26 protein-coding genes and 1 pseudogene are annotated in these 24,209 nt (G+C 37.2%); 8 read left to right on the forward strand and 19 right to left on the reverse strand.

What is annotated here, in order from left to right:
• Positions 1-191: 191 nt before the first annotated feature.
• The 6 genes from RE409_RS27795 to RE409_RS27820 all read right to left on the reverse strand — a co-directional run bounded on the left by RE409_RS27795 (position 192) and on the right by RE409_RS27820 (position 4,768).
• Positions 192-425, reverse strand: a complete 234-nt coding sequence (locus tag RE409_RS27795) for a hypothetical protein (protein WP_309559499.1) — start codon at positions 423-425, stop codon at positions 192-194.
• 146 nt (positions 426-571) lie between these two features.
• Positions 572-805 carry a hypothetical protein gene (locus RE409_RS27800; RefSeq protein ID WP_309559500.1) on the reverse strand — a complete coding sequence of 78 codons (234 nt, stop codon included), beginning with the start codon at positions 803-805 and terminating at the stop codon, positions 572-574.
• Between the two features lie 513 nt (positions 806-1,318).
• Positions 1,319-2,593 carry an IS110 family RNA-guided transposase gene (locus RE409_RS27805; RefSeq protein ID WP_309559501.1) on the reverse strand — a complete coding sequence of 425 codons (1,275 nt, stop codon included), beginning with the start codon at positions 2,591-2,593 and terminating at the stop codon, positions 1,319-1,321.
• A 444-nt stretch (positions 2,594-3,037) separates the two neighbouring features.
• A complete protein-coding gene (locus RE409_RS27810; RefSeq protein ID WP_157443972.1) occupies positions 3,038-3,196 on the reverse strand; it encodes a hypothetical protein in 159 nt (52 codons plus the stop codon).
• Between the two features lie 540 nt (positions 3,197-3,736).
• Positions 3,737-3,976 carry a hypothetical protein gene (locus RE409_RS27815; protein WP_309559502.1) on the reverse strand — a complete coding sequence of 80 codons (240 nt, stop codon included), beginning with the start codon at positions 3,974-3,976 and terminating at the stop codon, positions 3,737-3,739.
• A gap of 624 nt (positions 3,977-4,600) precedes the next feature.
• A complete protein-coding gene (locus RE409_RS27820) occupies positions 4,601-4,768 on the reverse strand; it encodes an aspartyl-phosphate phosphatase Spo0E family protein (RefSeq protein WP_309559503.1) in 168 nt (55 codons plus the stop codon).
• Positions 4,769-5,185: 417 nt separating this feature from the next.
• Here RE409_RS27820 and RE409_RS27825 point away from each other — a divergent pair, with 417 nt between their 5' ends.
• Positions 5,186-6,421 (forward strand): IS110 family RNA-guided transposase, encoded by a 1,236-nt coding sequence (locus RE409_RS27825; protein WP_309557757.1) that lies wholly within the window; start codon positions 5,186-5,188, stop codon positions 6,419-6,421.
• 508 nt (positions 6,422-6,929) lie between these two features.
• On the forward strand, positions 6,930-7,751 hold the full coding sequence (locus tag RE409_RS27830) for an STAS domain-containing protein (protein ID WP_201183539.1): 822 nt from the start codon (positions 6,930-6,932) through the stop codon (positions 7,749-7,751).
• A gap of 715 nt (positions 7,752-8,466) precedes the next feature.
• Here the strand turns inward: RE409_RS27830 and RE409_RS27835 are convergent.
• The 7 genes and pseudogenes from RE409_RS27835 to RE409_RS27865 all read right to left on the reverse strand — a co-directional run bounded on the left by RE409_RS27835 (position 8,467) and on the right by RE409_RS27865 (position 15,620).
• A complete protein-coding gene (locus RE409_RS27835) occupies positions 8,467-8,619 on the reverse strand; it encodes a DUF3953 domain-containing protein (RefSeq protein ID WP_309559505.1) in 153 nt (50 codons plus the stop codon).
• 966 nt (positions 8,620-9,585) lie between these two features.
• Positions 9,586-10,356 (reverse strand): annotated as a pseudogene (locus RE409_RS27840) (NADH-dependent flavin oxidoreductase); the annotation flags it as partial.
• A gap of 75 nt (positions 10,357-10,431) precedes the next feature.
• On the reverse strand, positions 10,432-11,457 hold the full coding sequence (locus RE409_RS27845; protein ID WP_309559507.1) for an LLM class flavin-dependent oxidoreductase: 1,026 nt from the start codon (positions 11,455-11,457) through the stop codon (positions 10,432-10,434).
• Between the two features lie 156 nt (positions 11,458-11,613).
• A complete protein-coding gene (locus RE409_RS27850) occupies positions 11,614-12,621 on the reverse strand; it encodes an LLM class flavin-dependent oxidoreductase (protein WP_057219133.1) in 1,008 nt (335 codons plus the stop codon).
• A 31-nt stretch (positions 12,622-12,652) separates the two neighbouring features.
• Entirely contained in the window at positions 12,653-13,618 is a 966-nt protein-coding gene (locus tag RE409_RS27855) for a TIGR03571 family LLM class oxidoreductase (protein WP_309559509.1), read from the reverse strand.
• A 589-nt stretch (positions 13,619-14,207) separates the two neighbouring features.
• A complete protein-coding gene (locus RE409_RS27860; protein ID WP_057219135.1) occupies positions 14,208-14,516 on the reverse strand; it encodes an ArsR/SmtB family transcription factor in 309 nt (102 codons plus the stop codon).
• A gap of 738 nt (positions 14,517-15,254) precedes the next feature.
• The gene (locus RE409_RS27865) at positions 15,255-15,620 is read right to left on the reverse strand and encodes a winged helix-turn-helix transcriptional regulator (protein WP_201183811.1); all 366 of its coding nucleotides are present in this window, start codon (positions 15,618-15,620) and stop codon (positions 15,255-15,257) included.
• Between the two features lie 208 nt (positions 15,621-15,828).
• Between RE409_RS27865 and hxlA the strand changes: the two genes are divergently transcribed.
• Together hxlA and hxlB are read left to right on the forward strand one after the other, a co-directional pair.
• Complete coding sequence (gene hxlA / locus RE409_RS27870; RefSeq protein ID WP_056519751.1) at positions 15,829-16,461, forward strand: 3-hexulose-6-phosphate synthase; 633 nt, start codon at positions 15,829-15,831, stop codon at positions 16,459-16,461.
• Positions 16,462-16,469: 8 nt separating this feature from the next.
• Entirely contained in the window at positions 16,470-17,027 is a 558-nt protein-coding gene (gene hxlB / locus RE409_RS27875) for a 6-phospho-3-hexuloisomerase (protein WP_201183808.1), read from the forward strand.
• An 88-nt stretch (positions 17,028-17,115) separates the two neighbouring features.
• Here the strand turns inward: hxlB and RE409_RS27880 are convergent, their stop codons facing one another.
• The 3 genes from RE409_RS27880 to RE409_RS27890 all read right to left on the reverse strand — a co-directional run bounded on the left by RE409_RS27880 (position 17,116) and on the right by RE409_RS27890 (position 18,009).
• The gene (locus tag RE409_RS27880) at positions 17,116-17,286 is read right to left on the reverse strand and encodes an IS3 family transposase (protein ID WP_274606939.1); all 171 of its coding nucleotides are present in this window, start codon (positions 17,284-17,286) and stop codon (positions 17,116-17,118) included.
• 74 nt (positions 17,287-17,360) lie between these two features.
• Positions 17,361-17,762 carry a type II toxin-antitoxin system death-on-curing family toxin gene (locus RE409_RS27885; protein ID WP_201225604.1) on the reverse strand — a complete coding sequence of 134 codons (402 nt, stop codon included), beginning with the start codon at positions 17,760-17,762 and terminating at the stop codon, positions 17,361-17,363.
• Position 17,763: 1 nt separating this feature from the next.
• Positions 17,764-18,009, reverse strand: coding sequence for an AbrB/MazE/SpoVT family DNA-binding domain-containing protein (locus RE409_RS27890; protein WP_201183803.1), 246 nt, complete (start codon positions 18,007-18,009; stop codon positions 17,764-17,766).
• 96 nt (positions 18,010-18,105) lie between these two features.
• Between RE409_RS27890 and RE409_RS27895 the strand changes: the two genes are divergently transcribed.
• Positions 18,106-18,342 carry a dehydrogenase gene (locus RE409_RS27895; protein ID WP_201183800.1) on the forward strand — a complete coding sequence of 79 codons (237 nt, stop codon included), beginning with the start codon at positions 18,106-18,108 and terminating at the stop codon, positions 18,340-18,342.
• 213 nt (positions 18,343-18,555) lie between these two features.
• On the opposite strand, the gene RE409_RS27900 is transcribed toward RE409_RS27895, so the two are convergent.
• Both RE409_RS27900 and RE409_RS27905 read right to left on the reverse strand, forming a co-directional pair.
• Positions 18,556-19,482: a DMT family transporter gene (locus RE409_RS27900; RefSeq protein WP_309559510.1), complete on the reverse strand. Its 927-nt coding sequence runs from the start codon at positions 19,480-19,482 to the stop codon at positions 18,556-18,558.
• A 91-nt stretch (positions 19,483-19,573) separates the two neighbouring features.
• Positions 19,574-21,004 carry an aminotransferase-like domain-containing protein gene (locus tag RE409_RS27905; RefSeq protein WP_309559634.1) on the reverse strand — a complete coding sequence of 477 codons (1,431 nt, stop codon included), beginning with the start codon at positions 21,002-21,004 and terminating at the stop codon, positions 19,574-19,576.
• Positions 21,005-21,107: 103 nt separating this feature from the next.
• Between RE409_RS27905 and RE409_RS27910 the strand changes: the two genes are divergently transcribed.
• Positions 21,108-22,052: a DMT family transporter gene (locus tag RE409_RS27910; protein ID WP_098175944.1), complete on the forward strand. Its 945-nt coding sequence runs from the start codon at positions 21,108-21,110 to the stop codon at positions 22,050-22,052.
• A 455-nt stretch (positions 22,053-22,507) separates the two neighbouring features.
• Here RE409_RS27910 and RE409_RS27915 read toward each other — a convergent pair whose 3' ends face one another.
• The gene (locus RE409_RS27915; protein WP_201183791.1) at positions 22,508-22,918 is read right to left on the reverse strand and encodes an NUDIX hydrolase; all 411 of its coding nucleotides are present in this window, start codon (positions 22,916-22,918) and stop codon (positions 22,508-22,510) included.
• A gap of 512 nt (positions 22,919-23,430) precedes the next feature.
• On the opposite strand from RE409_RS27915, the gene RE409_RS27920 reads away from it, so the two are divergent.
• A complete protein-coding gene (locus RE409_RS27920; RefSeq protein WP_201183788.1) occupies positions 23,431-23,919 on the forward strand; it encodes a DUF2975 domain-containing protein in 489 nt (162 codons plus the stop codon).
• Positions 23,920-23,929: 10 nt separating this feature from the next.
• On the forward strand, positions 23,930-24,148 hold the full coding sequence (locus RE409_RS27925; protein ID WP_061465081.1) for a helix-turn-helix domain-containing protein: 219 nt from the start codon (positions 23,930-23,932) through the stop codon (positions 24,146-24,148).
• The last annotated feature ends 61 nt before the right edge of the window (positions 24,149-24,209 follow it).

Below are 24,209 nucleotides of genomic sequence, written 5' to 3' on the forward strand. Positions count from 1 at the left end.
TGAATGGTAATATTACCAAATGATAATTCTACTTAAACTAACCTGCCACGACAGTTGCATAAAGAAAAAACTGCCTTAAAGACAGCTTCGATCTTCAGCTAACGCACCCGTTAGTTGGTTAGAAAAAGAGCTGCTGATCAGCTCCTGATATTGAAGTAAAGAACCTATTTTAGAGCAAATACAGAAATTATTTATAACCTTTTCTGTCTCTTTTTTCGTTCATCAATATGTATAGAAAAAGCAAGTACAAGTATTCCTAGTGTCACAACTATAAATAACCAAGAAAATAATTCTATATCTGTGTAATAATCAACCGTGAGTATAATAAAGTCTACAAAATTGAGAGTTAAAAATAAATTATTCTTTTTATTAGGTATCTTTTTTTCAAAAAACAATCCCAAAACATATTTCAACCTATTTGACACTTAATTTCCCCCATAAACTACAAACTGAATTTAATAAACTATACCATAAAGCAAACGGGTCTTCTTCAACTAAACTGCCCCGTTAGTTGCATAAGGAAAAAGCTGCCTTAAGGACAGCACTAATCTTCAGCTAACGCACCCGTTAGTTAATGAAAGACATAACTAATGAATGAATTTCCTGTTGTAAAAATGAGTAATACACCAATTCCGATGAAAACAATCCGCCAGAACCAATAACTACTTATAAAAGGTAAAATATCGATTTTTCCTTCTTCAACCTCCTTTATACCCTTAGACGACCACTTGTACTGAAACAAACCAAGCCATAGAAAAATAACTCCCGTTACAAAAACAAATGAACCACCTATCATTTCATCCATTTCCTCGAACTCCCTACTTTTTCAACTACCAATATCTTAGTATATATTACTCTTGAACTCCCTCAGTATGATAGCTATATCTCTCGAATGCTCACTTATTCGCAGGATTTCATAACCCTTGAAAATACATTAACGGTTAAAAGCAATGAGCTCAGATCATTTTGGTTTCATGGAGGCATAGTTAAATAAAGGAGTAATAGGAAACTCCATATTCTACCATATAATGCACATAATCTCCACGCCGCCCCTGGAGGCTTTCCCTCCCATGTCTCAACGGGTCATCGAAAAATATGCCCTCTCATTCCTTCGTCATGCCTATCCAAGGGGTGGAGGCCAGTTATGCTAACCTAATGGGTCGGTGCCCTTTTGTTCAAGAAATCTGGTACTCCGTGCATCTTTGAAATCCTACGAATAAGAAAACATTCGACAAAAGATAAGCTGAAAATAAAGTATTAATTATTTTCAAGTGAGGTTCCCTTCGAGAACCTGTAAAGCAGATTTATTCAATAAAAACTAGGCTGCTAGAGCTGAAAAAGGTTGTAATTTTTCTGGGGAATAAGATTCATTTCGTTTGGCTATGCCTACAAATACTCGAGCCAGTTTACCAACCAATTTCATAATTGATTTCATTTTCTTTATTTTTTTCACCTTAACATTATTAGCGTGCAACGCTTTAAACTCAGGGTTATTCATGACAAGGCACATCGTCGCTAGGTATAAGAAACGCCGCAGTCTGGATCTCCCACGTTTAGAAATGACAATCTGACCTTTCCATTTACCAGAGCTCGCCTCGGAAAGATGTAACCCTGCATGACGAAGGAGAGAATTACCGTGGGCGAATCCACTTAAATCTCCAGCTTCCCCTAAAATTCCAGCTAAAGAGATATCACTGATCCCTTTAATAGCCAACAGTTTCTTTGCGAAAGGAATTTGTTGAAGCACGTTAGTGACTTCTTGTTCCACTCTTTCGAGTTGCGTTGTAGCTAGATCATATTCTTCCAGTAGTTGTTCTAAGTGTAGCTTGTAAGCATCATGTGCTTGGTGGGATCCGATAGAGCGTTTAGCTAAATCTATAAGTTGATAAGCTTTTTTCAACCCAGGCTGACGCTTCATTACCGATTTCCATTTGGCTACAATATCTTGAGGTTGCATCGATCGTAACTCGATTGGTGTCGGAAACAAACGTAGAGTTGCGATTGCCCCTTTTCCTTTCACATCTTTAAACACTTGTCGTAGCTCAGGAAAGACAACATCTACCCATCGATTTAATTGATTAATAGAACTAACGAGACGTTTTACGATTACGTCACGGTGGGACATAAGAACTCGAAGTTTTTCGAAAGACTCTGAAGCCACATGAACAAAAGAATAGTATCCATTCTTGACCATATCCGCAATCACGAGAGCGTCTTTTTTATCACTTTTGGACTGAGTGTTCTCTCGATTTTCTTTATTTCTTTTTACAAGGTGAGGATTGACTGTTACGACATCAACCTTTTCGTTAGATAACCATTTCGATAGATTAATCCAGTAATGACCTGTAGGTTCCATCCCGACAATAGTTGTGTCTAAGCTGTTTTTACCTTTTAGTTTATTAATCCATTCTAGAAATCTGTTAAAGCCTTCTTCGTTATTTTCAAAAGTAAGAGGATCACCTACCACGATTCCTCGATAATTTACAGCTCGAGCAACGTGAAATTGTTGGGCGATATCCACGCCAACAACGAGATGTCGATCAGAAATTCGTTCAATGAGTTGATTTTGTTTGTCCTGCATTTTAAAATTCATATTAGGGTTCCTCCTAAGGTTTTGAGTTAGAGTGATGTCTTACTCATATCTTACTGAGGAGCCCTATTTTTTTCAAAGTTAATAATTAACGCTCTACAGGAATGCTCCCTCTGTTTATTACAAAAAAACTGTAACAAAAAAATATGCAAAAATTATGGAATTAATAAAAATAAATTATAAATTTGGAGAATTATTGATGAAAAATCCGTAGAATTCAAAAAGTATTCTGAAAATATTCCTAATCAAATACATTCCGTTACTACACAAACCCCGAGTATAAGTGAGTGTGAGGGGAAGTAGGAGAGAGTGAGTTAAGAGTAAGAGATGAAATGAGAAAAATGTCATTAGGACTAATCTTTGTTTATTTATATTTCAATGTATTTCTATCTACATAAAAAGACAGACTTACTTAATCGTAAGCTGTCTTTTATTTAAAACGATTTTTTATTGTTCATGTTTCCAACTTGTAGATTGTCCTGAAGAAGGGCAACTAGGAAATTTTTGTCCTGCTGTTAATTCAACATGATCACCATCCGCGTCAATATAGTGACCTGTTTCCATAACTGATTCACCTGTTTTGTGAGAGTGCTGATGTTGTGTCATTAATATTTTCCTCCTATTAATGTGATAATGAAATTTCAACAAAATGAAATATCACCAATAGTTAGATTACCCTCAGAGCAGGTCATTATTCGAAGAATATTACAAAGGAACTGAAAAAGTTCCCAATAAACTTCGTTGATTGGGAATATTTTTAGAACACCTTTTGAATTTTAGGGAGTTATCACCAATACTTCACAAATTTATAGAATCAATTTACTTTTATTGGTAGTAATCCTATGGACTAGAACAGCTACCCTGTCATCAAGCCTTTAAAGCGTCTCAAATACACTTATCAAAAAATCGATTTCCTGTACATTAAGAAATAGATTTTTTATTTGTCTTAATAAACTAACGCACCTGTTAGTTCATTAAGACTTATTGTAGAGTTGACACAAACTGTGTTAAAACCGCTTAATTCACATCTCTTTTTCTATAAAAAATCAATGTTACCTTGATAATTAAAATTATGAAAAGGGCAATAACCATAATAATATCTAGTGTTATAAATTGTGAAAGAGGTTACTTATAATAAAAACACCCCTAGATAGGAGTGTTTTTAGAGATAATATTGTCAATTAATTTAGCAGCATAAGTTATATCACTAATTAAATCCACATGACCACTATCGGGATAAGTCAATTCAAAAGTATGGTGTGAATCTACAGTTAGACACCGTACTTGTAGAATACGAATTTCATTAACTGAAAATGTTTGTGTAATGTTTACTTTATCAAAGTTGCATAGTTCAGTAAGTAAATTTTTTATATTTTCAACTGTCATAATCATATCCTTTCCATATTACAACTTGTCATTAAAATGCAGAATGGATTTGCAAGTAGTACAAGTCACTTTTGACAAGGGTCTAAATTTAATCTGTCTTAAATTAAACGAAACATATTCAATGTCACATTCACATTGACTTTTATTTTTAACAATATGGATATCATTAGTATTAATTTGGATGGTTGGAAAATGCAAATCATTACCTCACTTCTAGATGTTAAGAATAGGAACTAATCTTATCATCGACACTCATTAACCGACAATAGGAGTGATAAATCCTTTACTGAAAATTTACATTGCATGTAGGACACTGTGATATAAGTCCTAAGGAGGTTCCTCACTGCCACGCTTTAGAGGGTGACTTCACTTATTAATTGGATGATTTTAAGGAAGAATTGAGAAATATTTAACCGCACAGTACGTCTATGAAATGAAGTAAAGAGCAAGGCCGGCTGGTAGAGATGCAATGTGGTGACTAATTTGCCTTGCTCGTAATAATATATTGCCCTCAAAGGGATTATGTTACACATCAGATACTAACTGCGACATAAAGAGGGGATGAAAATGTTAATTCTTTCGATAAAGATCATTGATTGCTAGGTTTGGTAAATCTTTAAGTATTTAATAATTATTTATTAGGGATTGCTTAAGAATCAACTTGTCTAGCTTTTCACTATATTTAAGTGTTTCCTGATGATTTAGACCTTTCTTAACACCAGTTTCTATAAGTAATTTTCTTAGGTTCTTTATATTTAATTCTAACTCCCTATACATTTTTATTTCGCACATTTTGAATACTCCTTTTTAGGTAACTAATTTCTATTTTAGGATTATATTACAATTGTGTATTTTTTAAAATGTTTTCTCTTAAACTTGTTAATAAATAGGGGAATAGACATAAAATTATCCTGCAATACGTCACAGTTCGAATACACTATGCTTGTTGAACTATCCTGCCCCGATCGTATTATAAAGGTCAGCCAGTTATTTCTGGTTGAACAATTTTTTTATCGATATATGATAACGGTAGCCGGGGTAGAACGTTCCTGCCCGTGGGGCTTGGACCCCGTCAACTAAACAGTTCGCCCCCTACTTGTAGAAACATGATTAGGCTGGTTGGGACTAGATCTCGTATAACAAGCGAAGCTATGATACTACAAGAAGGATTTAGGGGTACCGGCAATATTCTTTAGGAGGAGATAATAAATGAATCCAGTAGTTGGTCTGGATGTAGCGAAAGGTGAAAGTCAGGTTCAAGCATTCTTGGAGAAGAAGAAGCCTTATAAAAGAAGTTTTAAAGTAGCACATACCATTGAAGGACTAGAGAGCTTACACCAATATCTTAGAGAGATAGAAAACGTAACAGGAATTCGACCTCCGGTCGTTTTAGAGTCTACTGGGCATTATCATACGCCCGTTGTACAGTATTTTGAGGAGAGAGGTTACTTATTAATTATCGTTAACCCACTCATTTCTTATCGTGCGAAGAGCTCTAGTTTACGGAAAGTAAAGACAGATTTAATCGATGCACGTCACCTCTGCGAGCTGTACTATAAAGAGGATTTAGAGCCTTATAAAAAACGAGGGATACAACTCTTAAATCTTCGTAATCTTTCAAGACAACATGCAAATATAACAGGTATCTATGTACAAACAAAACTACAGTTTCAGGCTGTTCTTGATCAAGTATTTCCTGAATATAGAGGGGTTTTTGGAGATTTGTATTCGGTTGTTTCTTTGCTTACTCTATTAGAATTCCCTACTTCTGAAGACATATCAGCAGTCGATGAAGAAACTGTAGCAAATAGGATTAATGAACTTTGTCCAAGTCGTTCTAGAAAGTGGGCGAATACACAGGCAGAGAAACTTATGGCTGCCTCAGCTCGAAATCCTTTTCAGAGAACTTTATATCAGAGTCACATTTTAAGCCTAGAGATGTATATAAAAATGCTTCTAGAATACCAAAAGCACCTATCCAAATTGGAAGAAGAGATAAATGCTTTGGCAAAAGAAATTGAAGAATATAAGATTATCCAATCCATCCCTGGTATCGGTGAAAAAATCGCTACAACGATTATTTCTGAAATTGGAGAGATTGATCGGTTTAATCACCCTAAAAAACTAGTGGCATTTGCCGGAATTGATCCAAGTATCTTTGAATCAGGTAAATTTAAAGGCTCAGTAAATCGGATTACCAAAAGAGGTTCTGGTAGACTACGCCATGCCTTATATATGGCAGTTCGTTGTGCCATTCGTGATTGTCGCAAGAAGAAAACGACAGATGAAATCATCCCTCGGAACAAAAGATTACGAGAGTTCTATGATAAGAAACGTGAAGAAGGAAAGCCCTTTAAAGTAGCTGTGATAGCATGTGCCAATAAGCTTCTACAATGGATTTATGCACTATTACAAAATAACTCGACTTTCCAAGATCTAACCTAGTTTAAAAGTATAACTAAATAGCACAAAACTTTCCAAATATAGTTCATTGGAAGGTTATTTAGCATGCACAAATTTAGTATAGCATGAAATATTTTAAGTTTTCATTGAAAAATGTTGACTAACTATTAGCTGGTTTAGTGCCATAAGAAAATGATCGAATACCTAAAAAAGAAAGGCTATACAATCGCTCCATCTGAACAACAAACTGCATAACCAGTTAATATAACGACATGGTACATTTACGTCCTTCAAAAAATTAGAATATGGTGGGCTTATTTTGTATGGCCTTTCACGAATATATTTTCATACAAAATAGTTGCCTTAAAGACAACTCCAATCTTCAGCTAACGCACGACCCAATAGTTTAATTGGAAATCTTCACATTATTAATTAACAAAAATACATCCATTTTCCCTTTAAATTAGAAGCTTATGGTATAAACGTGTTTAGTAATTAAAAGAACCGGGTAATAGGAGTTTTGGCATATAAAAAATAGGAGGAATAGATTATGAAGGGGTCGCTAGATACATATAAATTTCTGGAATTCATCCAAGAAAATAAAGAGGATTTTGAAGATTCATTATTAAACGAAGCATCTAATGTGAAAGAAAAAATCGAAGAAATTTTAACGGTCGGTAATATTGACCTGATAACTAATGCCCATAGTCTGATTCAATACATTATTGAGGGTAAAGAACAAGAACTTCAATCATTTGCTAAGCAAGAAGGTATAGCTTGGGCGACACACGCAATACCATTATCTTTCAAATTAGAGTGGGTGCAAGCCATTCGAAGAACCTTGTGGAAGTTCCTACAAGAATATAATGAGGTAACGAATAAGGCTTTAACTGAAGAATTTTTTTCGGTAGAAAAAAAGGTAAATAATCAAGTAGACAGGTTTTTAAATGTTTTTTTTATCACCTATTCTCAATACAAAGATTCATTGATAATGGCTCAAAAAGAATTGGTTGAAAATCTTTCGGTGCCTATAATACCAATAACACCCACTATATGTATTTTACCTTTAATTGGTGCGGTTGATCTTTACCGAACGAATATTCTCGAGGAAAAAGTTTTAATAGAGATTGGAAAATTACGTATTCAAACATTGATTATGGACTTATCTGGAATTATGGAAATGGAGCCTGAAGTAATTGATCATTTAATGAAGATTATTGACGGCACTTCATTAATGGGATGTACCACCGTGATTACCGGGTTAAGAGCTGAAGTGGTTAGAAAAATGATAAACGTAGGAATAAGATTAAATGAAAAAGCACAAACATTGGGAACTTTACAACAAGCATTGAATAAATACTTATTAAGTTAAACACGGAGAATCTTAGAGGTGGGTCGCTTTGCCGACTCTTTTTTTAATTGGCTATATTCTGACCAACTGTCTAAATATTTGTTCCTGCCCCGCAGTTACATCTCGGTATAAAAACTATAGTGAGGGTATTTAGTATTTAATTCAACATCAATCAATTCATTTTCATCTTCAACTAAAAAATGCCCGGTTAGTAGCATAAAGAAAGAGCTGACAAAACAAACTGTGAAACAAAAAAACCTCTATTAATTAGAGGTTTTTTTAGAACTATCTTGCATAACTTTATCAATAGCTGAGATAGTAGATTCTATATCGTCACAGGTTTCGATAATTTGTGTATCCAAATGTGTTAGTTCATAACAATTATTGTCATAGCATACAGACAATAACGGTATACCATTTTTGTTTTTGAAAGTTAATGTTATTTCACAGTTAGTATACTGTTTTAAGGTTTCTAACATTGTTTTAATGTGGTCTAAGGACATATCGTCTTAGTCTCTCTTCTATTACAGAGGGAAGATGACTAAGAGAAGTCTGGAGGTGCCCCATATAATTCTAATTTTAACTCTAATTAAATATAACATACTAATGATTAAAAGTATTGTTATTCGATGTAGCTATACAGTACGAATACACTACACTTGTAACAAACCTGCCCCTTTAGTGCCATAATAAAAAGACTACCTCAGCAACCTTTCTTATTGAATTAAAGCACCTTTTAGTGCATTAAGAAATCCTGTATGGAAACAAATAAAACAAATAAAGAGATAACAATGCTCATATATCCCACAAAGCCTTTTCTGTCTTTTTGAAGTTCTGCTAAACCTATTTCCAATATAAGTGTCCCTAAGAAAAACATACAATACGGCATTAACTCGGTTTAGATTCAGTTATTAAACTATAACTTGATAGAACAATAACAGCTATTGCTAAGATAATTCTAATCATATTATCCCCCCATTTTTTTCGCAATCTATTATGTAAAACATACCCAAACTATAAAATAAACGAACTCATTTAAAGAACAAATCCTAACTTTTATTAATAGCCTTATAAATGATAAGGGGTACTTTTTCTCCAATTTAAGCTTAAGATGGAAAATCGATGGTTCTACGGCATTGCCAGGATGTTGTTATTACCTCAGGAGAAATAGTTTTGTTACTTCAGACAAATAACCCAGTCGTATGACTTGATAAAGAATTGGATGAGCCCATTCAGATTGCTATCAAAACGGAAATACTGTTAGAGGAAATTAAGTATTTTTTATCAGGAAGTAAATCAGTATTTACATTTGAAAAAAAATGAGTAAATACGTTGTTGGTTCTCGCTGAGGTAAAATGGACAATTCAATATAATAAAAATGTTTGTGTACTGGTTTTATTAAGCTTTAGGGATATTACCCTGCCATACTGCAATGGATCCTGAATCACACCATCCGTTTAATGCATTATTTAGGGGTTGCTGGAAGAGAAAACGAACATAAAGTTCGATGCACCTCTCTACTGCAATGCTTTTCCAATACCTTTACTGCCGCCTGTCACGAGTGCCGTTTTATCTTTTAATCCCAGGTTCACTTTAGATCCAATCCTTTCTATGGGCTGTTGATTATATATTAATAATAACTTCTAGTCATAAACAAATGAACTATGGCTGAATTTCTGCTCCAATACTCAATAAAGGAGGGAAACCACTAAGATGGTTTCCCTCTAAAATGTTCCGTCTTGTTTAGTATAAGGTATATTCTTATACATGCTGAGCAAGGACAATTATCATCACGATTCCCATTTTTTGTTGAACAATTCAAGGAAGCAGAGATGGAATGAGATAAGTGAACTCCTTATACAATAGGAAGCCAGCCAGGGATGCCAGTATAGTACTCCCACATTTTATCAGAAATAGCCAGTTCTTTTTGATCTTTTTTAGATAATGTTGTACGGATTTTGTTTTCTTCACCGGCTTGTACTTTTTGTACCCACTGAGGTTCCATTATCAATTCCCTCCCTAAAGCGATTAAAGGTACACCTGTTTCAAATGCTTTCATCACTTCTTCGGGTGCCCGCAGCATCCCAACACCCATCACAGGAACATGATCGCCGACACGCTCATGGATCATAACAACTCGGGATGTCTGATGTTATCATCACGGATTGATCCGTTCCAAAAGCCGCCGACAGAATTATGGAGATAATCCAGGTCCTGGTCCGCTAACTTGTCCACTAATTCCAACGTTTCTTCCATGGTGATGCCAGGATTCTCTCTTTCTTCAGGCGATAACCGATAGCCGATGATAAAAGGTTTTGTTGCATGGTCTAAAACTGCTTTTTTAACGTCGTCAACTACAGCAAGCGGGAAGGACATACGTTTTTCCAGCGTTCCACCCACCCAACTTGTCAGTTCTGCGATTTGAGTGTGGAGAAAAGAATTGCTGAATCAAATACGTATTGGCACCATGGATTTCAACTCCATCATACCCAGCTTCGATTGCTCTTCTGGTTGCTTCACCAAATGCTTTAATAATTTCATCGATTTCGTCTGCTGTCATTTCCCGAGGTACCACGGCATCGTCCCGTACCGCTGCTACCGCACTCGGAGCAATTGGTTGACGATCGAGCATTTTTATTCTATGAAAAAAAATTTTTAGAGATACATTAAAAGCTTGCCATAAGGATCGGCCAGTTTTGACCTATTTTAGCTGAGTAATTTCTGCCAATATTTCATAGGAATGGAGGCGGGCCTTATGATCGTAAACCTGGGCGATTGCCATGATTTCATCGGCTTGACTTTCATCCATAAACTTTTCCAGCTTTTCTTTTACGATTTGAGGACTGCCAACAATCGAAGTTCCTAATTGATTCTTAAGGGCAGCTATTTCATAGTCGCTCGCTATATCATTAATATTATCCACTGGCGGCTGCAATGGGACTTCCTTCCCGCGCATCAAATTCAAGAACTGCTGCTGCAATGTTGTAGCGAGCCGCTCAGCTTCTTGATCTGTGTCGGCCGCAATGATGTTTAGCCCTACCATTGCATGCGGCTTGTCCAGTACTTTAGAAGGCTTAAACGAACGGCGGTACAGCTGGATAGCCGGCAGTGTGTTATGCGGCGAGAAATGGCTCGCAAATGCAAACGGCAGTCCAAGCTCTCCTGCCAGCTGGGCACTATATCCGCTTGAACCTAACAGCCAAATAGGTATGTTTAATCCCTCACCCGGAATTGCTTTAACATGACTATATCCTTGTGCCAGGGAAGGGTCAAAGTAATTCCGGAGCTCAGCCAGCTGCTCAGGGAAATCTTCTCCTGAACTTCTCAAGTCACGTCTTAATGCACGTGCGGTAAGCTGATCAGTGCCTGGTGCACGGCCCAAGCCAAGATCAATACGTCCTGGATATAATGATTCCAGAGTACCAAATTGCTCAGCAATAACAAGTGGTGCATGATTCGGCAGCATAATGCCGCCTGAACCTACCCGGATTTTTGATGTACCTGCTGCAACATGGGAAATGACTACCGATGTTGCAGAGCTGGCGATAAATGGCATATTATGATGCTCAGCGAGCCAATATCGGTTATACCCCAGCTTTTCAGCGAGCCGGGCCAGCTCCAAAGTATTGCGAAAAGAATCAGCCGGCGTACTTCCATCTGCAATTGGAGAGAGATCCAGGACCGAGAATGGAATATCCGTAATTTGTTTTGTATCATTATCAGGCATATGCTCATCTTCTTTCTTTAAAAATTCCGTTTCAAACCTATAAAAGAATTTACAGGTTGTTTTCTTTGTCTTCTTTTACTGCTTCAATCTAAATCACATTAATTTAACTGATTTAATATCTGCAGAAAATACATCCTTTATTAGACTAGACACTGTTTAATTTACTGCAGCCTGAGCCAAAATTTCATAAGAGCGCAGCCGTGCCTTATGATCAAAAATCTCTGTATGAGCCATAATTTCATCAGCGTCAGTCTTTTCTATTAACTCATGGAGCTGCTGCTTCACACCTGCAGGGTCCCCGATGATGGAAGTGAAAAGCTGTTCTTCAACCGCCCTGCGTTCATTATCGTTCCAAATCTCGTCCATGTTATCAACAGGTGGCAAAATGGGCGAAGGCTGTCCGCGGGTTAACAAAAGAAATTTTTGATACATCGAAGTGGCAAGCCTTTGTGCCTCCTGTTTCTCATCAGCAGCCACCACTTGAACGGCTAACAGTACATAAGGCTCCTCCAAAAATTGAGACGGACGAAAATAATCCCGGTACAGTTTTATGGCCTCCATCATGTTACCTGGAGCAAAATGTCCCGCGAAAGAGAATGGTAACCCAAGTATTCCAGCCAATTGTGCACTATAAAACCCTGAACCTAACAGCCAAATTGGCACATTTGTTTTTTCGCCGGGAATGGCGTGAAAGCTAAATGAACCATTCTTAGTGGCTGTTCCTGTACCATAAAGATATGCGATAAGCTCCTCAAGCCGGGCATCAAATTCAGGTTCACCAGCAACCCGCTGCCGCAATACATTTGCTGTATATTGGTCGGTGCCAGGTGCCCGCCCCAATCCAAGGTCGATCCGGCCAGGGAAGAAGGTTTCTAATGTTCCAAATTGCTCAGCCACGGAAAGAGGAGAATAATGGGAAAGCAGCATTGCGCCTGATCCAATACGAATTTCTTCCGTGACAGAGGCTACTCGTCCAATTACGATCGGGGATGCTGAACTCGCCATTCCTGCCCAATTATGATGTTCAGCAAGCCAAAACCGTTTATATCCCCACTGCTCTGTTTTCTTTGCTAGATCAAGCGTGTTTTGAAGGGAAAGTTCGGCTGATCCTCCCTCGACAATTGGGGAGGGATCTAGTACTGAAAGTTCTATTTTCTTTGTCATAATTCTTCCTCCTTTTATACAATTTATTTTTTTAAAGCTGGCCTGTACCTTTATGGGTTGGAAAGTAGGGTAAAACAAATTCTCCAAGTTCCTGGATTACTTCCTCTGGAGGGCGCTTGGAAAAATACAGAACAAACGCCAAATGGTTGACACCAATCGCTTGAAATCGATGAAGTAGATCAACTAAACGGTTTCTTCCCACGGAATAGCCTAAGGGTATGGGGACAGGCATTTCATCGGGATTTTCCAATAAATTGATGAACAAGCTTTGAGAGAAGGGTTTAAAATCTCCTGGAGCATGCACTTCAGTTAAAGCACGATAATCATGGATAAGCTGCGCCTGTTGAATAATGCTTCTTGGGTATTGAAGCCACCCATCCCCATTCCTGGCTATCCAATTGATAGACTGATTGCTAAATCCAGTCACCATGGTCGGAATCGATGATACAGGCTTTGGAATTAACCTCATATCTGTACCATCGATTAGCCCGGCGTGGCTGTGGATTGTCGGCTGATCCTCTTTTAACAGCCGGTCGAGAATTTCGAAATTTTCTTTAAATAACGGACCGCTTTCTTGCTTAGATATCCCTAAAGCTGTAAAGTCTTTTTCCCTGTCCCCTGATGCCACTCCCATAATCAATCGACCTGGAAACAATTGATCGATTGATGCAGCTTCCTTGGCTACCCTGACGGGGTGGCGCAAAGGGAGAACTACACTTCCTGTCACTAACGCAATGTGCTTCGTATAGGCAGCAAGATACGTCAAATAAATCCATAAATCGTACTTTTGGCCGTTATCATCAATATTCAAATTCTGTATCGTAATATCACGGAGCCATAATGAAGCAAAGCCATATTCCTCAATTTTACGGGCAAGCTCAAGCTGATTCTCCATAATCGGATTTTTAGACATCCTGGCAGTCGGGAGGATAAATCCGAGTGTCATTTTGTCTTTCTGGTACATGCTGTTATAGGCACGATGATTTTGAAAACTCACTCTTGGTCCTCCTTAAAAGGTTATATTTTTAAGCCTATACTTTTCAAACTGTTTAATGGTTTCCTCATTGCGTCGATAATAAGTCCATTGTCCGATTCGTTTCATTTCTACCAGGTGAACGTCCGACACCTGCCTCTATTCTTCCGGGAAAAAGTGATTGTAATTAAAATAGCTAGGTAGCCACCTTTTATGCACTATACTGTGGAAGCAGGATTCCACCACTGCCAACCTTCAATTATGTTTTTCAAATTTGTTCATTTTAATTTTCTCCCTTTTCATCTCTTAGAATTTCAGTATATTATTAAACAACGGATTGTATTGGATCAATAGGAAACAAAAGCGAATACTTCTTCCTTATTCTTATTGACACCATTTCTAAATTTGTCTAAATCTCTTCCTTACTATAATTAATAAATCAGCTCCTTAAATAACGCTGAAATCATAGAAGCGTATATAATAAATTAATACATCGCGAATTAACGATTTATTTTAATAAAAAAATATATGGCCTAACATATTTACATATTCTGAAATCTAGATATATATTAATTGATTAAAGTGAATTGCTTCAAGCAATTCACTTTAATCCTCAAATCTCTTTCGCAATGTAATTGCTTATTTCCTTAATAACTTCTTCATTACGCTTATAGTATGTCCACTTCCCCTTACGCGTTGCTTCGAGTAGCCCAGCCCGATGTAACATAGTAAGATATTGAGAAACCGTTGATTGTGTTACATTTAACTTATGATGCAGCTGTGATACGCATACACCCTCTTTCTCAAAGCTAACCCCTTCAGAAATAGGGAGGGTAAAATAGTTTTCAGGCTCTTTTAACCACTTCAAAATCTGCAAACGTTTTTCATTAGACAATGCTTTAAAGATTTCTATGATATCCATATGTTTATAATATCATTAATTCCCGATATGTCAATTTGAATTTCCCCCTATAAGGATATCAATCGAAGTTAATACCTACTACCAAGCATGTTAGTTATCTAAATATAGTCAGAATACTATTTACGGACCCAATCAATCTGAACATAATTAGAGCCTCCTTATACAGCGTTTGTCATTGTCATCCGGATTATGCCAAAGCAGTCGTAGCAGTGAAAAATGCGGCAGATCAATAATCACTTTTTTGTTCAAATTTATTGATCTTCCACAATCGAGGCATTATCTACAGTATGGAAAAAAGCCCAATTTCTCAATTTAATGCTGAGAAATTGAGCTTTTAATATTGGTATTTCCTTAACGTTGTAAATTCGCGTTTTGCTGGTGGTATCGCTGTAAGTACGCTCTTTTTAATTAAATAGTATCAGTAAAGTTACATAGTGTAATAAAGTATACCAATTACTAGGTCTTTGTATAATATTCCTAGAAACGAAAAGGTTTTCCCCTCTGAGTAGACACTCCTTCATTAAGCTAACCGTACACCACCATGGCTAGAGATTTGCACCAATGCCGGGTGCATGTGAAAAAGCCAAGGTCAGCGACTATACAAAAATCGCTAACCTTGGCTTTTAATAACTGATTATTAAATGTTGTGCTTTTCTCTACCTTAATTTGATACGTGACCATATAAAGGTAAAGAAAAAGGAGAAAACATCTTTGAATAAGAAAGAAGGGATAGTTTTTCTAATTGATATCCTCTTTTCTTTTTACTTGGCCCCCAACGACATTCTCCATATAATTTTTGCCCCAATTATACATCGAATCAAGAATCGGCATCAGGCTTTCTCCTTGTTCTGTCAGAGAGTATTCCACTTTGGGAGGTACAATTGGATAGACTTCGCGATGAACAATAAGATCTTCTTCCAGCTCTCGAAGCTGGTTAACGAGCATTCTTTGAGTGATGCCCGGCATAAGAGCCTTCAGTTCACCAAAACGCTTGGTCCCCTGCTTGCCTAGGTGCCATAAAACAAGCATCTTCCATTTCCCCCCAATAACAGAAAGGGTCAATTCCTTCTCACAATTGAATGTTTTATTCTGTAGCCTTGTCATTCAAATCACCTCCAAATATAAATCCTTAATCACATAGTATACTTTTTAACACTATGTAAAATTAAAGTGCGTACTTACAAAAATATTATACTTAGTATACGATACATTGTACAGTCGATATGAATTTCTTGCGGTGCAATGATTGAGTGCCAGAGGGGCATACTTACTGTGCAACAAACTAAAACATACTATTAGGAGTGAAGAATAAATGGAATTACAATTGGCACTGGATTTAGTAAACATTCAAGAAGGTATTGAATTGGTTAAACAAGTGGAGGAATATGTTGATATCGTAGAAATCGGTACACCTGTGGTTATTAATGAAGGGCTTAGGGCTGTTAAAGAAATGAAAGAAGCTTTCCCTTCTTTGAAAGTATTAGCTGACCTAAAAATTATGGATGCAGCCGGTTATGAAGTGATGAAGGCATCCGAAGCTGGCGCTGATATCATCACGATTCTTGGTGCAGCTGAAGATATGTCCATCAAAGGGGCTGTTGAAGAAGCTAAAAAACAAGGCAAAAAAATCCTTGTTGATATGATCGCTGTGAAAGATCTTGAAACTCGTGCTAAAGAAGTGGATGCATTTGGCGTCGACTACATCTGTGTGCACACTGGCTACGATCTTCAAGCTGTTGGAAAAAATTCTTTTGAGGACCTTCAAACCATTAAACGTGTTGTAAAAAATGCAAAAACTGCTGTAGCAGGCGGCATAAAATTAGATACACTTCCGGAAGTCATTAAAGCACAACCTGACCTTGTCATTGTTGGTGGAGGTATCACTGGACAAGCTGATATTAAAGGGACAGCTGCCCAAATACAAAAATTAGTGAAACAAGGCTAATATCCATCATGCATACTTCTCAATATTTAGCTGAAATCATAAAAGAGCTAAATCGTTCAGTAGACTTAATAGCTGACGAAGAAGCTGAAAAACTGGTTAATGGGATTCTTGAATCAAAGAAAGTTTTTGTAGCGGGTGCAGGAAGATCCGGGCTTATGGGTAAATCCTTTGCCATGCGAATGATGCACATGGGGATAGATGCGTATGTAATAGGTGAAACAGTCACCCCTACCTTCGAAAAAGACGACATTTTGATCATCGGAACCGGTTCAGGAGAAACAAAAAGTTTGGTTTCCATGGCTGAGAAAGCAAAAAGTATCGGTGGAACCATTGCGACTGCAACAATTTTCCCTGAATCCACCATTGGAAAATTGGCGGATATCGCAATAAAATTGCCTGGTTCACCTAAAGATCAGTCAGAAGGTGATTATCAAACAATTCAACCAATGGGCTCTCTATTTGAGCAAACTCTCTTACTTTTTTACGATGGTGTCATTTTGAGGTTCATGGATAAAAAGGGATTGGATACCAATAAAATGTATGGCCGACACGCAAATCTCGAGTAAAGAAATGATAACTAAAAAGTAAGATATAAAAAGACCGCAAGGAATTCTTTGAACTGTGCCCCATTTTACGGACAGTATAAAAAAGTGCCTAAGCGGCTAATAAGTGGTCCCGGTATTGTACCGGGGCCATTTTCTTTAGCCCCCATTGATAACGATGTTCATTATATTCTTCAATAACTCGATCAATTTCTTCCTTCACATCCGTTAAATTAGTACATGTTTTATATTCTGACTTGTTCCCCTTTTTTTGAATAATCATTTATTGTATACCATCAGCATGAATTGCTACCAGCCGTCGATAAAAAACAAATTATGCTCCATGAACGAAACCTCTTATAAAGCCTTTATGTTTTCTTGGATGATTCTTGAGATAGCTTTAAAATCATATTTATGGTTGACGACATCTACAACAAAATCCTGTTCTTCTTCTATTCCCATTATCCATTGATAATGATTAATCTTCAGAAACATAATAAGGGAAGCGAGTGCTGTCCTCTTGTTTGCGTTGTGGAATGCATGATTTTTTGAAATGAATTCGAATAATGCTGCAGCCTTTTCATGAATAGATGGGTAAGCATCATTCTCGAAAACAGTTTGTCTGGGTCTGTTCACTGCAGAATCAAGGAGACCGGGATCTTTCACTCCGATTTGTTCAGTAGGAGAATACACTTTTATTTGAATGGCATTGATAGCAATAATTTGATTCGTGGAAAGATAGATAATATCCAACGTCATATTATCTATCCACCAATCCCTTGAATGCTTCGTCATGTTCTTTAATAATGTCTGATAACATTTCCATAAATTCTGCATCTACACCTTTAGGTAATTTTACATTTTTATTTTTCCTTAAAATGATTTCTTCACCCTTAAACTCAACCTCTAATTCGTCTCCAAAAGCTAAATTTGCAGTTTTCAACATGTCAACTGGAAACGTAATACCCAAGCTATTGCCAACTTTGGTTAATTTTCTAATAGCCATTAATCGTTCCTCCTTCAAAAGAAAGTTATAATTGTTATTACTATTATAACATTAGTCTTTATGGTTTATACTACTTTTATCTGGAATCTGTTATTTTTGATTACACAAAAAAAGCTTGCAGATTTAGACCCTAAAAGGGACCTTATTCTACATGCTGATTTATCAGATAAAGGTATCCATGTGGGACATTTATCATTAGGTATAATGATGAAATTAGGTACTCAAACAGACCTAATTTATGTGGCAGATACTTGGTATTACATGTTCGAAGAAAAAGAAATAGTAGAAGATACTTATCCTAAAGGTGCTATACCGGAAACAATAATCTGGTAATAAGTAAAATAAATTATCTCGTCCAATTGAACAAGCTGCTAACGTAAAGTTTTATCAAGCTTTTCTTTAGCTATAATAAGTCGCGGCAAAGACGATCAATCACTACTTTGGCAAATTTGATTCAGAATTAAGTAAAACTATTAATGTGTTCCTATACGGAAGCCCCCAGGAAAAGACAAAACCTTTACCTGGGGACTATTTCGTTTTGGTCTCTTATTTTACGTGACGAAATTCCCCTGGTTTTCGGGATAAAGAGTTTGTGCCATCATTTTCCGCTTTTGACTTCTTGGAAGAAAGATAAACTCCAGCGAAAATAATCAGCAGGCCAATAATTACATTAGGAGTAATCGCTTCTCCAAGCAAGACATAGCCCCAAACCATAGCGGTTGCAGGAATATGGTATGTAACCGTTGCCGCTAACTCTGGACTGCCATTTTTATTGATGTAGAAATAGATCAGCTGGCCGAGCCCTGAACCAAAGCACCCAAGACCGACGATGGCGAAAATCGTCAGCGGTTCCATCAACATTGCTGGCTTTATCGGCTCCGTTATTAGCATCCCGATCAAACCGATAACGGCACCCGTGAGCAGCGTAAATGTCGTTATGACCAATACTCCGGTACCAGAAAGAAATCTTTTCGTAAATTGGCCGGCAAATCCGTAACAGGTGGACGCAAGCAGCATTGTTCCAATCCCGATGAATTCCTTGCCGAAAAGCTGACCGACTTGAAAATCCATCAATACTAGAATTCCGAAAAAACCGATAAGAATGCCCATCCATTGGCGGGCGGTTAGAACATATGAAAAAATAATAAATCCGATGATCCCCGTCCAGATCGGAGTGGTTGCATTAAGAATCGATGCCGTGCTGCTGTTAATCTCTGTTTCACTTAGAGGAATTAATCCCCATGCCAATACGCAATTGAAGATTCCGACAACTACCAGTGCTTTCCACGGCAATTTCCAGCTGATTTCCCTGCGCTTCCACCACAAAACGGGAAGCAGAACAGCAGCACCCGCCAAACAGCGGAGAAACACAATCCCCCAAATGCCCGCTGGCGGGAGCAACCACTTCATAAAAACAAACGATAAACCCCATATCAAACTAAGGCCAATTAAAGCCCCGTATAATCGAAGCATGATGTTCCCCCTTCCTACTCTCTTATTATGGCAAACTTTGATAGGGATTTCATATAAAATCTTGCTATATAAGTTGAACTTGTAATTAAAATCATTGTCGATATGCGGAATCACTATTTATCGTTTCAGCAACCGTCATTAGTTTTTTCATGCCTGTTTGCAGCTGTATTTCGTTTGCATACGAAAAGCTCAGTCTAATCCACGATCTAAGGGCTTGATCTGGATCACATATAGATCCCGGCACGAAGGAAATGGACTGTTCCAAACAGGCATCAAGGAGCTTTTCAACTGAAATTTGTTCTGGAAGTTCCACCCACAAGTTTAATCCTCCTGATGGATCTGTCCATTTCCATGACGTTGCAGCCAGTTCATTTCTCATTACTTCTTTCCTTAAAAATAGAGCTGTTCGCAATTTCTCCAAGTGAATCTGCATTCGTTCCGAGAAAAAATAGTGCAGGAACATTTTTTGATTAATAAGGGCCGTCCCGTTGTCAGCGAGTGACTTTGAAGTAATCAAGTGGCTCATTAGCGGATGACGGCAAGCTACAGCTGCAACACGCAATCCAGGTGAAACGTATTTACTAAAGCTGCGGATATAGATAACATAGCCATCGGTATCATACGAATAAATCGGGAATGGAGGAGCCTTATCAAAATAAATATCCCTGAAAGGATCATCTTCAACGATGACACATTGATACTTTTCTGCAAGTTCCACCAGCTGTTTTCTTTGCAGAGCAGAAATGGTGTGGCCTGTTGGATTATTGAAGGTTGGATTTGTATAGAAAAACCGCGGTTTATCTTTTTTTAAGATATGTTCTAGCTGATTCAGATCGTAACCGCCCTGCCCAATCTCAATCCCAATAATACGCGCACCATATTGCCTGAAAATATCAATGGCTGAGCTGTATGTAGGCCTCTCAACTAATACTGTATCATTCGCCCTAAGCAGAACCTTTGCCACGAGATCAATGGCCTGTTGAGCACCTGAAGTAATTAACAGCTCATCAATCGGTGCAAAAAAATGGTGCGTCTTGTAAAAGTAGTCTGAAAGGGCTGTCCTCAATTCCTCATCCCCTTGAACAGTCGAATAAGTGCCAAGCACTTTGGGATAAAGGGTAAAAACCTTTTTGACATATTCAGATAAATAAGAATTCGGCAGGAGATTCGGATCAATAAGGGCTTGAGAGAATTGATAGTCAACAGCCACCTGATGGATCGATGACAACAGGTTCCTATAAGGATAGTCAGCGATTTCTGGCAGCTGAGATTCATTCAAAGAAAAAGATGGATCTTCAGGCTGAACAAAGTACCCTGATTTTTCCTTTGCGTATATCTTTTTATGTTCTTTTAGTAATTGATAAGCTCTTAGAACAGTCAACCGATTTACATTCAGTTCCTCCGCCATTCTTCTTACAGAAGGCAGTTTCTCATGTTCCTTCCATTCTTTACGATCAATTTTGGCAAGAACCAAATCGTAAATCTGCTTATAAAGCTCTGAGGATTTTATCTTCACATGAATTCCCCCCAATATCAGTTTAGCACCAAGGTTTGCGATCTGTTCTACCTACAATGAATCTGTTCTATTTCCCGTCCTATATGATGAGTAGCAAGGAGGGATTTACATGATTATCTTTAACTATATTTGTATGTGCTTGATTTTTGGGACAACATTCCTGGCAATAAAAATAGGAGTAGACGAAGGGCTTCCTCCCTTTTTTTCAGCAGGGATTCGATTTTTCATGGCAGGAATCCTTCTATTTTTAATGATGTCGCTGCGAAAAAAAGCAAATCTGGCTGTTCTTTTTTCTAAAGAATCATTCATCACAGGAAGTACGTTAACATTCGGAACGTTTGCTACGCTATATTGGGCGGAACAGTACGTTGCTTCCGGAGTTGGTGCTGTCCTGTCTGCAACGGGACCAATTATGATTTTGCTGATTCAAACAATGGTCTTGCACGTTAAGTTATCTATAAGAACGTTTGTAGGATGTGCAATCAGCTTGATTGGAGTGGCTCTGCTCCTTATGCCGAATCTGACTGTTTCCTACGATTCAATATGGCTGATCGCTTGCTTCCTTATTCTGCTTGGTCAAGTGGGTTATGCAGCAGGAACGATCTATTCCAAAAAGGTGTCAGAGCGTTTTTCAGGCACCTCACCTATTATGCTGAATGCTACTCAAATGATTTACGGCGGTGCATTGCTTCTGCTGCTGTCTTTGACATCTGAGCAGATAAACATAGGAGATCTTGCAAATAAGAATGCAATAGGATCGATCGTGTACTTGACCGTTTTTGGCTCTATGATTGCCCATACCATATACTATTGGCTTGTTTCAAAAACGGACCCGATATTTCCGTCCACATGGCTCTACATCTCCCCCATCATTGCCTTAGGACTTGGGAAGGTCTTGTATCAGGAAAAGATAACATGGCTCATGTTTTTCGGGGGAATCACGATCATTGCAGGATTAATTGTGATTAATTCTAAGGCCTTAATCACCCATTTTGCAAATAAGTGCCGTACTGATTCCGTTAAGAGTGAAAGTTATCGCGCTAATAAGGCTTAATGTTCAAGTCTCACATTTAAAAAGCGTTAGAATCCTATTCTGTAAATTTAGGTGATAATTTGCACTTAATTTAAGTGCTATTTTGCACGTAAAAGAATCAACTATAGGGATTGATCAAAAGGTCCTCCTGAACCCCCATATTAGCGTAAATAAAAAGAATCCATTTTGGAAAAAAATGAACAAAATAGATTATTTTCTAGTGATTAAGTATACGGTTTTTATAAAATAGTTTGATCATTTTTTGTGATCCTTTTGTTGATTGACAATAAGGTCGTTTAATTTTAAAGCTACAAACATGCATAACACCGTCCAAATTTTTGAACGGTGTTAAAATAAAGTTATTAATTTTGATTGTAGGTCAAAATTGCTCTTTCCACAGTAACAATAATGTCATTTAAAATCTATAATTCAATGCAATAACACAGCAATTTAGCCCTAATACCATTGTATTTTAATTATTTTTGGAATGTATATCCTGCTCTGGAGTTGCTAATTAGTTTGGATACTCCTTCTGGATAATAAGGCATTAGTCTATCTGCTTCCTCTAAATTTACCCATTCAACTCTTAAAATGTTTTTTTCCTTTGGAATTTGTTCAGGTGATTTTAGAACTTGCCCTTCAAACATAATAAAATATACATGATCTTCATTTATAAATGCTTCATTTAATGCAATAATATCGTTTACCTGCACATCATAGCCCGTTTCTTCTTTAACTTCTCTGATGGCTGCTTCTTTTAGAGTCTCATTTGCTTCAACTGCTCCTCCTGGTAAGGACCAAGTGTTATTTTTTTTATTTAGTACCACTAAAATCTTATTGGTATCCTCGTTAAACAAAAGTGTGTACACAACATCAACACGATTCAAATTCAATACTCCTTTTCTTATTAGTTAAGAGTTAAACAAGTTTATTGTAAATTAAACATCTTTATTTGTAATTAATTATCTTTATTGTCATTGAACACCTTTTAGTGATCCTTATAGAACTAACGCACCCGTAGTTTAAGTACAATGTTTCACAAACCTACTCAATTACCACTTCATTTATTACATGAATGCTGCCCGTCTATATGAGAGCAAGAGATGACTCTTCCACAAATTCTGTTTATTCTCTTGCTCCAGCTTAAATAGATCTTGATTATTTCTCTCAAAAGAATGCAAGACTTCGCTTCTCTTTCTCTCCTCAACAAAAAACAAAGAATGATACGGAGTCTTACTCGGAATATTTGAATGCCCTTCATGAATTTGATCAAAGAAACAAGTATATCGAAGGACTTCATGTAACAATAATAATACAATAAAAAACAATACGAATTTATTGTAAAACGATAAATCATATGATAAAATCATGTTGTCATTAAATAAGTGAGGTATTTTAAATGAATGTTAAACCAGGTTCAACCACTTTCTTAAAGGTAATTATTTTTCTGGTTGGAATTGCAGTTCTTGCATTGTGCATATTTTTGGTGCCTAAGATTGGGAATTTTGCTGGGGAATTGTATCCAGATATTGCTTATATGAAATCTCTCGTTTTAATCGATATGTACGTGGCAGCGATTCCTTTTTATTTCGCTCTTTATCAAGCTTTTAAACTTTTAAGCTATATTGATAAGAACCAAGCGTTCTCGGAATTATCGGTAAAGGCTTTAAAGAATATAAAACACTGTGCCATCACGATCAGTACCTTGTACCTGTTAGGTATGCCACTCTACTATCTCATGGCGAAAAGAGTTGACCCTCCAAGTTTCATACCAATCGGATTGGTCATTATTTTCGCCTCAATGGTGATCGCCGTTTTTGCTGCTGTTCTCCAAAGACTTTTACAAGAAGCTATTAATATAAAATCAGAAAATGATTTAACGATCTGAGGTGAATATCATGGCGATTATCATCAATATTGATGTGATGTTGGCAAAAAGGAAAATGAGCGTAACAGTACTTTCGGAGAGGGTTGGAATTACTATGGCGAATCTTTCCATTCTGAAAAATGGAAAAGCAAAAGCGGTTCGTTTTTCAACATTAGAAGCGATATGTAAGACTTTGGATTGTCAGCCAGGTGATATTTTGGAGTACAAGGGCGACGAAGACACTCAATAAAAACAGACAACAACTTTCTTCAACCAACGGGATTAGATAGTGAAATTAAGATGAAGGGATA

The organism is Peribacillus sp. R9-11 (assembly GCF_031345095.1).
Taxonomy (GTDB): Bacteria; Bacillota; Bacilli; order Bacillales; family DSM-1321; genus Peribacillus; species Peribacillus butanolivorans.